The 12,084-nt window shown below is 66.5% G+C and carries 13 protein-coding genes and 1 tRNA gene; 9 read left to right on the forward strand and 5 right to left on the reverse strand.

Annotation, left to right across the window (positions count from 1 at the left end):
* Positions 1–72: 72 nt before the first annotated feature.
* Both BOO69_RS02555 and BOO69_RS02560 read right to left on the reverse strand, forming a co-directional pair.
* Complete coding sequence (locus BOO69_RS02555) at positions 73–960, reverse strand: UTP--glucose-1-phosphate uridylyltransferase (RefSeq protein ID WP_071970028.1); 888 nt, start codon at positions 958–960, stop codon at positions 73–75.
* A 32-nt stretch (positions 961–992) separates the two neighbouring features.
* A complete protein-coding gene (locus BOO69_RS02560) occupies positions 993–2,384 on the reverse strand; it encodes a WecB/TagA/CpsF family glycosyltransferase (RefSeq protein ID WP_071970030.1) in 1,392 nt (463 codons plus the stop codon).
* Between the two features lie 246 nt (positions 2,385–2,630).
* Here BOO69_RS02560 and BOO69_RS02565 point away from each other — a divergent pair, with 246 nt between their 5' ends.
* The 3 genes from BOO69_RS02565 (at position 2,631) to BOO69_RS02575 (ending at position 6,119) form a co-directional block, all read left to right on the forward strand.
* Positions 2,631–3,245: a response regulator gene (locus BOO69_RS02565; protein ID WP_071970032.1), complete on the forward strand. Its 615-nt coding sequence runs from the start codon at positions 2,631–2,633 to the stop codon at positions 3,243–3,245.
* Between the two features lie 109 nt (positions 3,246–3,354).
* Positions 3,355–4,800, forward strand: coding sequence for a GumC domain-containing protein (locus BOO69_RS02570; protein WP_071970034.1), 1,446 nt, complete (start codon positions 3,355–3,357; stop codon positions 4,798–4,800).
* Positions 4,797–6,119, forward strand: coding sequence for a capsular biosynthesis protein (locus BOO69_RS02575; RefSeq protein ID WP_071970036.1), 1,323 nt, complete (start codon positions 4,797–4,799; stop codon positions 6,117–6,119). The genes BOO69_RS02570 and BOO69_RS02575 overlap by 4 nt, the downstream gene beginning before the upstream one ends.
* A gap of 82 nt (positions 6,120–6,201) precedes the next feature.
* On the opposite strand, the gene BOO69_RS02580 is transcribed toward BOO69_RS02575, so the two are convergent.
* Together BOO69_RS02580 and BOO69_RS02585 are read right to left on the reverse strand one after the other, a co-directional pair.
* A complete protein-coding gene (locus BOO69_RS02580) occupies positions 6,202–6,906 on the reverse strand; it encodes an NAD-dependent deacylase (protein ID WP_071970038.1) in 705 nt (234 codons plus the stop codon).
* The gene (locus BOO69_RS02585) at positions 6,903–7,877 is read right to left on the reverse strand and encodes a LysR family transcriptional regulator (protein ID WP_071973599.1); all 975 of its coding nucleotides are present in this window, start codon (positions 7,875–7,877) and stop codon (positions 6,903–6,905) included. Before BOO69_RS02585 ends, BOO69_RS02580 begins: the two co-directional genes overlap by 4 nt.
* Positions 7,878–8,046: 169 nt before the next feature.
* Between BOO69_RS02585 and BOO69_RS02590 the strand changes: the two genes are divergently transcribed.
* From BOO69_RS02590 to BOO69_RS02615, 6 genes are all read left to right on the forward strand, one after another.
* The gene (locus tag BOO69_RS02590) at positions 8,047–8,922 is read left to right on the forward strand and encodes a carbon-nitrogen hydrolase family protein (RefSeq protein WP_071970040.1); all 876 of its coding nucleotides are present in this window, start codon (positions 8,047–8,049) and stop codon (positions 8,920–8,922) included.
* 80 nt (positions 8,923–9,002) lie between these two features.
* The gene (infA, locus tag BOO69_RS02595; RefSeq protein ID WP_005978431.1) at positions 9,003–9,221 is read left to right on the forward strand and encodes a translation initiation factor IF-1; all 219 of its coding nucleotides are present in this window, start codon (positions 9,003–9,005) and stop codon (positions 9,219–9,221) included.
* Between the two features lie 99 nt (positions 9,222–9,320).
* Positions 9,321–9,899, forward strand: a complete 579-nt coding sequence (locus BOO69_RS02600; protein WP_071970042.1) for a Maf family protein — start codon at positions 9,321–9,323, stop codon at positions 9,897–9,899.
* The gene (locus BOO69_RS02605) at positions 9,896–10,915 is read left to right on the forward strand and encodes a ribonuclease E/G (protein ID WP_071970044.1); all 1,020 of its coding nucleotides are present in this window, start codon (positions 9,896–9,898) and stop codon (positions 10,913–10,915) included. The genes BOO69_RS02600 and BOO69_RS02605 overlap by 4 nt, the downstream gene beginning before the upstream one ends.
* Positions 10,915–11,106, forward strand: a complete 192-nt coding sequence (locus BOO69_RS02610) for a DNA gyrase inhibitor YacG (protein WP_071970046.1) — start codon at positions 10,915–10,917, stop codon at positions 11,104–11,106. Before BOO69_RS02605 ends, BOO69_RS02610 begins: the two co-directional genes overlap by 1 nt.
* Before the next feature lie 89 nt (positions 11,107–11,195).
* Positions 11,196–11,270 (forward strand) — tRNA-Phe (locus BOO69_RS02615).
* A 115-nt stretch (positions 11,271–11,385) separates the two neighbouring features.
* Here BOO69_RS02615 and BOO69_RS23665 read toward each other — a convergent pair.
* On the reverse strand, positions 11,386–11,961 hold the full coding sequence (locus BOO69_RS23665; RefSeq protein ID WP_071970048.1) for a DNA-primase RepB domain-containing protein: 576 nt from the start codon (positions 11,959–11,961) through the stop codon (positions 11,386–11,388).
* Positions 11,962–12,084 lie beyond the last annotated feature (123 nt).

Below are 12,084 nucleotides of genomic sequence, written 5' to 3' on the forward strand. Positions count from 1 at the left end.
ATATGACACAAACATCGCGTCGGCGCATACGGTCAGACGGATAGATCCCTATCCTTTCGGATAGGGGTCGTGTCAGGCGGCGTATTGCCGTGGGGCGCTCTTCGTCTCGAGGAAGCGTTCGATCCCGTCCTGCAGGTCGGGCCGGTCCAGGGCGAAGGCCATCGTCGCCTGGACGAAGCCCAGCACCGACCCGCAATCGAACCTCTCGCCTTCGAAGCGGTATCCGGTCACGCCGATCTCGTGGACGTCCGCGTTGATCGCATCGGTCAACTGCAGTTCGCCGCCCGCGCCGGGACCGAGATCGGACAGGCGGGCAAAGATCGACGGCTCGAGGATGTAGCGGCCGACGACCGCGCTGCACGAGGGGGCCAGTTCGGGGCGGGGTTTCTCGACCAGACCCCTCGCGCGGGCCAGCCTGCCGGATTCCCGCGCCACGTCGAGGATCCCGTAGGAAGATGTATCCTGCCGCGGCACCTCCATCGTGGCGACCATGTGGCCACGTATCCGCCCGTGCGCCGCCACCATCTGGGTCAGCGCGCCCTGCGGGGACCGGATCACGTCGTCGGGCAGCAGGACGGCAAAGGGCTCGTCCCCCACGAGGCGCTGCGCCAGCCGCACGGCGTGTCCCAATCCCAGAGGCGCCGCCTGGCGCACGAAGGACAGCGCGCCTTCGGGCATCCGCGCACGCTCAAGTGCTGCCAGCGCATCGGTCTTGCCGGCGGCGGCGAGGCGCTGCTCAAGCGCCGCGGCGGTATCGAAGTAATCTTCCAGCGCGCCCTTGCCTGCGGCGGTCACAAAGATGAACTCCTCGATCCCGGCGGCGCGGGCCTCGTCCACCGCGTACTGGATCAGCGGGCGGTCGACGAGCGGCAGCATCTCCTTGGGGATCGACTTGGTGGCGGGGAGGAAACGGGTGCCCATGCCGGCGACGGGAAAGACGGCCTTGCGAATATGTGTCATGGTTCTGGTCCTTTCGATTTCAAATGTGGGGGTCAGTAGGCGCCGCGGCCGGAGGCGACCGCACCGAAGGTCCTGAGGATCAGCACGAGATCCAGCAGCAGCGTCCGGGAGGAGGCATAGGAGAGGTCCATCTCGACCATCTGGTCGAAACCGACCGTCGCGCGGCCCGACACCTGCCAGACGCCGGTGATGCCCGGTTTCACCGCGAGCCGGCCGAGGGCGCGCTTGGGATAGGCCTCGACCTCGCAGGGCAGCGCGGGACGCGGGCCGACGATCGCCATCTCGCCGCGCAGCACGTTGATGATCTGCGGCAGTTCGTCGATGGAATACCGGCGGATGATCCTTCCCACGCGGGTGACACGCGGATCGGTGCGCGACTTGAAGCAGACGCCTTCGCGGTCGGAAGATGTCAGGATCTCGGCGCGCCGGGCTTCGGCATCCGTGGTCATGGACCGGAACTTGAGGATCGTGAAGGGCTTGCCGTTACGACCCACGCGTGTCTGCCGGAAGAAGACCGGCCCGTGGCTGTCGGCCTTGATCGCCAGCGCCGTCAGCGCCAGCAGCGGGGAAAGCAGCAGGAGCGCGCTGGCCGACACGGTGATGTCCAGGAACCGGCGCTGCACGTCTGCCACCGACGTCCGCGCGGCGACACGGAACCCGGCGTGGGCCAGAAACGAGACGTTGCCCGCGAGGTAGCGTTTGGCCAGGCGACGCGGCTCCTGTGCCAGCCGCCAGACCCATTCCAATCTCGCGCGACGCACGACTTCGGGTGCGCGCACGACCGTACCGGCCAGGAAATCGAACAGCGCGCCGACCGCGAGGGTCAGCGGGGCGTTCAGGCGGTGGGCGTACCGGTCCAGCCAAAGCTCCTGCATCGGCACGCCCAAGGCGACGAGCACGATGTCGGCGCCGCTGTCATTGATGTCTGCGATGACCGCTTCGGCGTCGGCGGCATCGGCAAAGCCGTTGGAGGTTCCGGCAATCCGCAGTCCGGGGATGGCGTGGCTCAGGTTTGCCGCCGCCGCGTCCGCGGTGCCGGGGGTGCCGCCGAACAGGTAGACCGACTTGCCGAAGCGGGCCGCCTTCTTGAGCAGCGCCGGAACGAGGTCGGTTCCATTGAGATTGGCGGTCAGTTTCTGACCCGTCATCTTTGCCGCCAGCTCGACGCCGATGCCGTCTGGCAGCAGAACGTCGGCGCGCGCCACGGCCTGGGCGTATGCCGCATCCCGTCTGCGCACGTTGCAGCAATGCGCGTTCATGAAGAACACCCGGCGACGGCCGGGGGCGAGCAGATGGTCGATCGTGCGTTCGGGCGTCGCGTCGACCAGATCGAGGTCGAGGGCAGGCAGGTGCATCGTCGGCAGGCAAGCCGGTTCAACGGGACGGGAAAGGTCGAAGTCGGAGGTGAAGGCAGCGTGTTTCATTCGGGTAAGTCCTTGAGTTTGCGGAAATTGCTCTCAGACTGACCACAATCGTCTCACCGCTCAACGGAGCGGAAGGCGAGGTTTCGGGGCCTTTGGTTAATGAAACCTTTCGGTTGGTTAACCGACCTATCCGGACGGAGGAGACAGTATACCGATGCGTCGCTCGCCTGCCTTGATCGGAACCCAATATTGTCGTGCATCGGACACGTTCACGGTTTAGTTGTGCACGGGAAAAAGGAGACCGGAATGCGCGTATTGATCGCAGATGACCACGACTTGCTGCGCGACACGCTTGTCCTGTTCTTGCAGGCTCAGGGCGACATCGAAACCAGCACTGCGGCGGACCTTCCCGGCGCCTGCAATCTGATCGAGACGGAAGACCGGTTCGACCTGATCCTGCTTGATCTGAACATGCCGGGCATGAACGGTCTCGAAGGCCTGAAGAAGACGATGGCCATCGGCGGGGGGCAACGGGTCGCGTTGCTGTCGGGCGAGGCGACCCGCGACATCGCCGAACGGGCGCTGGAGGCGGGTGCCGCCGGTTTCGTGCCCAAGACGCTGCCCGCGAAATCCATGATCAACGCGGTCAAGTTCATGGCCATGGGCGAACAATACGCCCCCATCGACTTCATGACGGCTGTGGACGAGACACCGTCGCACCCGCTGGCCGACAAGCTGACCCCGCGCGAGTTGCAGGTGCTCAAGGGCCTCACGGAAGGCAAGTCGAACAAGGAGATCGCGCGCGACCTCGACATCACCGAACCGACGGTCAAGCTGCACATGAAGACGCTTTATCGCAAGGTCGGCGCGGCAAACCGCACGCAGGCCGCGCTGATCGCGCGGGAGGCCGGGCTGTTCTGATCTATCCCTTCGGATAGGTCATGAACCCCGATGCGCGGCCTTGCTGCCCATGCGCGCGCGCGCACCGGCGCGACCGGTATCGTAGAGTGACGGGCAAAGGAGATGCCCGATGACACTGCAAGAGACCTTTCAGCCCGGCCTTGCCGCCCCCCGCCGCGCACGCCGCATTTCGTTCCGTCGCATTCTGGTGGGTGGGCGGATCGGCGATCTTGGTCGCTTTCCGCGCTACCTCGCCTTCGCGCTGATCGGCGGCACCCTGATCTGGGCCCCGATCACCGGCTACCTGCGCAACGCCCCGCTGTCGTTCAAGTCAGGGACATCGCTGATCCTGCCGGGGTCCGGTGCCTCTGCCTCGATGAACCTCAACGGTATCGGTCAGGCGTCGTCCTATGCGAACTCGGCGTTCTCCAGCAATTCCGTCAGCCCGACGGAAACCTACAAGCGCCTCATCGGCGCGGACCGCATCCTCGAGGCGGCGGCGCGGTCGATGGGGCTGAGTCGGGCGGAGTTCGGCAAGCCCCGGATCGACCTCGTGGATCAGACCAGCCTGATCCACCTTGAAATCACGGGCGCCACGGCCGAGGACGCGCAGGCCCGTGGCGACGCGCTGCTCAACGCCTTCTTTGCCGAACTCGATGCGCTGCGCCGCGACGAACAGGCGACCCGCGAGGACAGCGGACTGGCCGCCATCGCCGATTACCGCAATTCCGTCGCCGCCACCCGGTCGGACATCGCAAGACTGCAGAAGGAGACGGGGCTGATCTCGGCCGAGCAGTACGATGCCATCGTGGACGCGACACGGCTGCTCGACGCGCGTGTGCAGGATCTGGCCGCCACGCTGGAGGAAGAGACACAGAGCGTCACCGCGCTGGAAGCCAGCCTTGGCATTCCGGCAGATGCCGCTGCCGCGACGCTCAAACTCTTCGCCGACGCGGAATATATCGCCCTGCGGGACGAGGTCGCCCTCCACGCGGCAGACCTCGCCAAGACGCGCTCGAAGTTCGGGGAGGGGCACCCCAAGGTGCAGTCGGCCCGTTCCGCGCACAAGGCCGCGGATGCCGCGGCACTCCGGCGGGCCGGGGCCGTGACGGGGCTGGATGCGGCCCGGCTTGCGGCGCTGGATCTTGCCCCCGCCGGCGCGCGGGCGGACCTTCTGGCGGAGCTGGTACGGATGGATGCCGAACGCGCCGGGACCGCCCAGGAACATGCGACGCTTGCGGCCCGGCTGGCCACCGAAAAGGCAAGGCAGCAGAACCTTGCCGCCGCCGCTGCCCGGTTGCAGGACCTGCAACGGGATTTCACGGTGGCCGAAGCGGTCTTTGCCTCGGCCATTGCCCGGACGCAGTCGACGAAATCGGACGTCTACGCCTCCTATCCGTTGGTGCAGGTGTTGGAGAACCCCTCGCTGCCGGACCGGCCCTCGTCCCCCAACCGCAAGCTGGCCATCGCGGCGGGCGGTGCCGCGACGATGATGCTGCTGTTCGGTCTCCTGCTGGGCTGGATGCGTTCCGCCGTCATCGGGCGGCTGATGAACGCGCCGAAGGCCGCAGAATGACCCCGCAGAACCCGGCCGAGCGGCTGGTCTTTCGGACCATGGCGCTGACGTGGCCCTTCTACGCCATCGGCGCGCTCTACGTCGTGGGGCCTGTACTGGCCTGGATCATGGGCGGGCTGGCGGTGCTGGTCCTCTATCTTGGCCCGGCGGTCCGGCACGACCTGCGGGCGACCGGCTCGGTTCCGGGACTGATCTGGCTGTGGATCCTCGGGATGGTCGTCATGCTTGTGGCGCTGTGGGTCGGGCACCTCAACTGGGGTCTGGGCATGAAGCAGACGATCAAGTCGTCCATCGGCTGGGCCAAGGGCTGGGCGCTTCTGGCGCTTTTCCCGCTGGTGGGGGCCGTGCTGCCGATCCGCCGCGCGATCCTGATCCGGGGCCAGTGCGTCATCGGGGCGTGGACGCTTGCGCTCGCGCCCCTGTTGCTGGTCGCCCCCTACATCGGGCTGCCCGAACGGATATTCACGTCGCCCCTCAAGGCGATCGGCGGTCCGGGGCCGGAGTACTTCTCGGTGTTCCTGTTCACCTTCGATCCGGCAAGCTGGACGCCCCGGTGGCAGTTCTACGCCCCCTGGTCCCCCTTTGCCGCCCTTCTGGGCGTCGTGATGGTGCTGTTCGCGCTGGAGGAGAAGGACCGCAAGTGGATGCTGGCCGGGGTGGGTGCGGGTATCCTGATGATCCTCGCCTCGAAATCCCGCATGGGATTGGTCGGATTGGTCGCCTGTACCATCGCGCCGCGGATGATGCCGCTGATCCTGCGCAGCGGTGCGTGGTACATGACCGCCGCACTGACAGCATCGCTGGCCGTTCTCGGGACGGCGCTGATCACGCTGGCGCAGGATGCCGTATCGACGTTCAAGGGGGCCCGTGCCGACAGCACGCGGGTCCGCGAGACGCTCCAACGCATCGCGAGCGAGCGCTGGCGGAACGAGGCGGTCTGGTTCGGCCATGGGACGGTCCACCCCGGATCGCACGCCGTGGAATACATGCCGATCGGATCGCATCACACTTGGTACGGCCTTCTGTTCGTGAAGGGTTTGGTGGGCTTCGCGGCCCTTCTGGTCCCGTTGGCGCTGCATACGCTCATCGTCATCTCGGACGCCGCGCGGCACCCCCGGGGACGCCTGCCCATGGGAATCCTGATGACCATCGTTCTGCTATCATTCGGCGAGAATCTGGAAATCGAGGCCTATATGCTATGGCCGGGCCTTGTCTTGCTCGGGGTTCATCTGCGTGAGATGGCGGCGGACCAGACCGCGCCGCAGCACCACGAAAGACCGGTGAATGACAGTTCCATGCCGGTCGTGTCGCCCGCCTGAACCGAGAGGTCGACATCCCGGTCGCGGAGGCTGAACGCGTCGCGCCGACAAGGTCGGGTGGCGGGCGTGGCGCGTCAGGCGCCTAGCCGCGCAGGAATTCTTCGACCCAGTCTGTCACCGTCCGCGACGCGGGGCCGGTGCGGTGTTCTTCAAAATGGTTGCCGACCGACGACCGCTCGAGATTGAACTCGATCGTGTGGGCCCCCGCGCGGCGGGCTTCGGCCACGAACCCTGCCGCCGGGTAGACGTTGCCCGAGGTGCCGATGGCGATGAAGATGTCGGCCTCGCTCAGGTGCCGGAACAGCAGGTCCATGTCATAGGGCATCTCGCCGAACCATACCACGTCGGGCCGGGCGGCGGGCGCGTGGCAGGACGGGCAGGGGTCGCCCGGTGCCATGACAATCGGGGCGGGCCACCGGTGACCGCAGGCAGCGCAGAGTGCGGTCTTGAGCGCGCCGTGCATGTGAAAAACGGTCTGCGAGCCGCCGCGCTCGTGCAGGTCGTCGACATTCTGGGTAATGACGATCACCTCCCCGTCGTGCTCCGCCTCCAGCCGTGCCAAGGCGCGATGCGCCGCATTCGGTTCGACATCGGGCAGCTGGGCGCGGCGGCTGTTGTAGAAATCCACGACCAGCTTGGGATCGCGGGCGAACCCTTCGGGCGTGGCCACGTCCTCCACCCTGTGCTGCGCCCAGAGCCCGTCCTCGGCGCGGAAGGTCTCGATCCCGCTTTCGGCGGAAATTCCGGCACCGGTGAGGATCACGATCTTGCTGCGGGAATGGATCATCGGGTCTGGTCCTCGATCAGGTGAAAGCTTTCCGCCAGCCAGGGCAACTGCGCCGTGGCCGGGGCGATCATGTGGGTCTGCATCAGGCGGCGCATGGTGGCAGCTATATCGCGCGGCACAGGGTCCGACCAGTCCGCCCCGGCGAAAAGGGTGATCTGGCGCGCCGCGTCGGGCAGCGGCAGGGGCATCGGCTGCATCGCGTCGTGAAACCGCGCCGCGCGCATGTAGCCCAGTGGCGTGGTGATCGACCAGCCGATCCCCCGTGCCACCATCGCCATGAGCGCGAGGTGGCTGCCGATCTCGAACCGGGTGGGGAGGCTCAGCCCCGCCCGCGACAGGTGCTTGCCGATCTGCCGGGCGATCAGCTGCTCGCCGGCGTAGTGCAGCAGCGGCAGCGGCCCGGCCCCGGCCAGAAGGGCTTCGGAGGTGCACGCCTCCCCTGCGGGTGCCACGATGATGAGCGGGTCGCGCGCGAGCGGATACTCGGTGGCCCCCTCGGGCGGGGTTTCGGGCCGGGCCCCGATGGCGATATGCAGCTCCCGCGCCGTGATCGCGCGGGCCAGCTCCAGACTGCCGTCGGTGATCATGCGGAACCGGCAGCCGGTCAGGCTGTCCGCGAGGATCGTGGCAAGGCGCGGCGTCAGGTCGTTGTCGAAGTCGTCGATGATCCCGAGGTTCAGTTCCTCGAGGTGGGCGAGGTCCATCACCGTCACCTCGCTTTGCGCCTGGCGCAGCTCGGACAGGGCGACGCCGACATGACGCAGGAAAAGCTCTCCCGCGGGGGTGAGGCGCATGGGGCGGCGGGAGTGGTCGATCAGCTCGGCGCCGACCGCCTGTTCGAGATTGCGCATCTGCTGGCTGACCGCGGGCTGGCTGAGCCCCGTGGCAACCGCCGCCTGCGCCACCGAACCGGCCTGCGCCAGCGCCTCGAAAACCTCGATCCCGCGGAGCGTGACCCCTTTTTTCAGCATGGCCTGGTTCTCCCCCGTTTCGTGTTTTCTGAAACCCGCTGCCGCTAGGGTCAAGGTTTTCAGCCATCTTTCTTGAAGGTTCATCACGAAATCGGAATATGCCGGTCTTGCGATGGCCCCTTGCAGCCGGACGGCCGGGTGCCCACAATGCGCGAAAACGGAGACACCGATGAAGATCGCTACCGCAGCTTACCCGCTCGACGTCCTGACATCCTGGGCGCAGTACGAAGACAAGATCGCGCGCTGGGTCGCAGAGGCCGCGGGGCAGGGCGCGGATCTGCTGGTCTTTCCAGAATACGGCGCGATGGAACTGGCGACCCTTTCCGGACCCGATGTGGCGGCGGACCTCGAAGCCTCGCTGCATGCCGTGTCGGACCGGCTGGAGGACGCGGACGCGCTGCACCTCAGGCTCGCCCGCGAGCATGGCGTGCATATCGTCGCCGCTTCCGGTCCGGCGGACACGGATACCCGCCCTGTGAACCGTGCCCGGCTCATGACCCCCACGGGCCAGACCGGCGTGCAGGACAAGCAGATCATGACCCGCTTCGAGGCCGAAGTCTGGGACGTGATACCGGGCAACGGGCTTCAGGTGTTCGATACCGCGCTCGGCAAGATCGGGATCCTGATCTGCTATGACAGCGAATTTCCCCTGTTGGGACGGGCGCTTACGGAATGCGACATCATCTGTGTCCCGTCGGTGACCGAAGCGCTGGCGGGGTACTGGCGTGTGCGCATCGGCTCGATGGCGCGGGCGCTCGAGAATCAGTGCATCACCGCCATGTCCAGCGTCGTGGGAGAGGCCGACTGGTCGGATGCGCTGGGCACGAGCTTTGGCGCGGGCGGCATCTTTGGCCCGCCCGATACGGGCTTTCCGCCCACCGGGGTGCTCGCGGCAGGAGAGCTGAATGCCCCCGGATGGACCTTCGCCGAAGTCGATCTGGGGCAGGTCGCCCATGTCCGCCGCGATGGCGTGGTGCTCAACCGGCGCCACTGGACCGGGCAAATCGGGCGGGACGGCCCTGCGCCATCTGTCAGATTGCGCTGAATACCCCTTGAAAAATGGCCGCAATAGGCTCATTTAGCAGCGTGCCCCGAAATTGGGGGCAGGTAAGTCAAGGAGAGACCATGGCCAAGGAAGATACGCTCGAATTTCCCGGTGTCGTGAAGGAACTCCTGCCTAACGCGACGTTCCGGGTCGAGCTTGAAAACGGCCATGAGATCATCGCGCACACGGCAGGCAAGATGCGCAAGAACCGCATTCGCGTTCTGGCAGGCGACAAGGTACAGGTCGAGATGACCCCGTACGATCTGACCAAAGGTCGGATCAACTACCGGTTCAAGTAGGCCGCGCTTGCCGCGGCCCGCGCGGCGGGCGTCCTGCACGCAGGGCGCGGTCGGCACCCGTTTGCCATTCCGGCTGATGCCCTTGGTGAAAGGCCGTTCATGACACTTATCCTGGGTTCCGGTTCCCCCCGACGCCTCGAACTGCTGGCGCAGATCGGCGTCGTTCCCGATGATATCCGTCCCCCCGATATCGACGAAACACCGCGCAAGGCCGAGTTGCCACGCCCCTATTGCGCCCGCATGGCGCGGGAGAAGGTGGCAGCGGTGCCCTGCGGCGACGATGACATCGTGCTCTGCGCCGACACCACCGTGGCGCTGGGCCGGCGGATCCTGGGCAAGCCTGCCGACGCGGCAGAGGCAGAGACCTTTCTGAGGATGATGTCGGGGCGCCGGCACAAGGTGATCACCGCCGTCGCCGTCAAGCGGGGCGGGCGGCTGTGGGAACGTGACGTGCAAAGCGCGGTCCGCATGAAATCGCTGTCGGACGCCGAGATCGCGGCCTACCTCGCCACCGGCGACTGGCGGGGAAAGGCCGGCGGCTACGGGATCCAGGGGCCCGCGGGCGCGTTGGTCCCGTGGATCAGCGGATCGTTCACCGGTATCGTCGGGCTGCCGCTGGCCGAAACCGCCAACCTGTTGACCGCGGCGGGCCATCCGCCGCTGAAAGGAAGCGCATGAAGGGCCGGACGATCATATTGGACCACCTCGGCGACCGGGAGGCCGCCGCGCTGATGGTGGACGGACAGCTGGACGATCTGCTGGTCGACAGCGACGCACCGCGCCCCGGCACCGTCTACCGCGGCATCGCGGACCGCCCGGTCAAGGGGCAGGGCGGCATGTTCCTGAAGACGCCCGACGGCGCCGCGTTTCTGCGGCAGATCAAGGGGCTGGCACCGGGGCAACCGATCCTCGTTCAGGTCAGCGGCTTTGCCGAACCGGGCAAGGCGATCCCGGTGACCGCGAAGATTCTGTTCAAGAGCCGTTATGCCATCGTCACCCCGGAGGCGCCGGGCTTGAACATCTCGCGCGGGATCAAGGACGAGGCAGAGCGCGACCGCTTGCTGGAAATCGCCCATGACGTGGCCGGAGAGACCGGCTTCGGCCTGATCCTGCGTTCGGCGGCGGACGGGGCGGACGAGGACGATATCGCCGAGGACATCGCCGCCATGCTCGGCCTCGCCGATCGGGTGATGGGCGACACCTCCGACGCCATGGAAGTCCTGACCGAGGGCGACGGCCCCCACGTGCTTGCCTGGCGCGACTGGACCGCGCCCGCCGAGGTGGTGACGGAACCGGGTGGCTTCGACATCCACGGCGTGCTGGACGCCCTGTCGTCGGCCCGGGGCGCTCAAGTGGGCCTGGGCGGCGGCGCCTCGATGTACGTCGAGCCCACCCGCGCCCTCGTGGCCGTGGACGTGAACACCGGCAGCGACGCCTCGCTCGCCGCGGGGCTCAAGGCCAACATGGCCTGCGCCCGGCTGCTGCCGCGCGCGCTGCGGGTGCGCGGGCTTGGCGGGCAGATCACCCTGGATCTCGCGCCCATGGCCAAGAAGGATCGCCGGGCCTTCGAATCCGCGCTGCGCGCCGCGTTCCGGGGGGACGACGTGGAAACGGCCCTCGTCGGCTGGACGCCGCTGGGCCATTTCGAACTGCAACGCAAGCGCATGCGCGCGCCCCTGTCGGAGGTCTCGTGATGGCCTGCCCGATGTGCGGCAAACCCACGGTCAAGGCGTACCGCCCGTTCTGCTCGGGCCGCTGCGCCGACCTGGACCTGGCGAAATGGTTCAACGGATCCTACGCCGCCCCGTCGACCGATCCGGAGGACATCGAGGCCGCGATCGACGCCATCGAGGCCGCGACCCGCACGCCGCCGAAACCCCAGTAATTTTCCCCGGTCCGCCCGGCAAAAAGAGGCTGGACACCCCGTCCTAGAAACCCTAGAACCCGCACACCCGACCACCTCGTGGTCCCCGTGCCCGGGTAGCTCAGGGGTAGAGCAGTGGATTGAAAATCCTCGTGTCGGTGGTTCGATTCCGCCCCCGGGCACCACTTTAATCAGCAAAGACAATCGTATAGCTTCGTTCGCTGCATGGCTACGAGGCTCTGTGCTGGGGCTGGGTGCCGTATGGGTGTTAATTGACTTCGAACCCGACTAACGCCGAAGCTACCTCGGCAGAGCGGCAAGGATTCCTTCTATATCGCTTTGGTTTCCAATCCCAAGTGTCGGAAGGAAGGCCATCAAGATAATTACTATCCTGCCGGACCGATCCTGCGCCATCACGCGTTTGTGCCGGATCAGTGACCGCGTCGAGGCCGAAAGCTCCGAACGGTGCTTCTCGAGCACGGCGAGGCTGCCATACGCGTGAGGGATCATGCCCGACGTTTCAATCTGCCTCCCAACGGCCCGACCTTGATCGGGCAATAGTTCCGGTCTCTGAAATATCAGTCGCGTGTCATAGTGCCGGAGAGAGCTGAAGGGCTTTTCATCGGCTGGCTTTCGGTTGAACGAACCCGGCACGCGCAGCAGCTTGTTTGGCGCGCTTCCACCCGGGTCGACCCCCCCCCCCCCCCGATGGCGATAGGTCAACGCCTTCGAAAAGGCCGAAGCCCGTTTCGGTGTGTGGGGCCGGCTCCAGAACCAAAGGGCCTGAGTATTGCCCGGTGACGTTTCCCAGACAGCCGAAGGCAGCGGCTCAAAGCCGCTGGGGTTGGATTCTCCCGCAAACCCGGCGCGGTTCATTGCTTGACCTTTGAGCCATCTGTAGCGCAGACCGTCCCGTGCTTCTGTCGGGCCGTTTTTCGTTCTTTCCGTCCGCCGAGCTAACGGTGCATCGGGCGGGCTTCACTCTGAAAAGTGCCGACT

The sequence above is a fragment of the Sulfitobacter alexandrii genome (assembly GCF_001886735.1).
Lineage (GTDB): Bacteria > Pseudomonadota > Alphaproteobacteria > Rhodobacterales > Rhodobacteraceae > Sulfitobacter > Sulfitobacter alexandrii.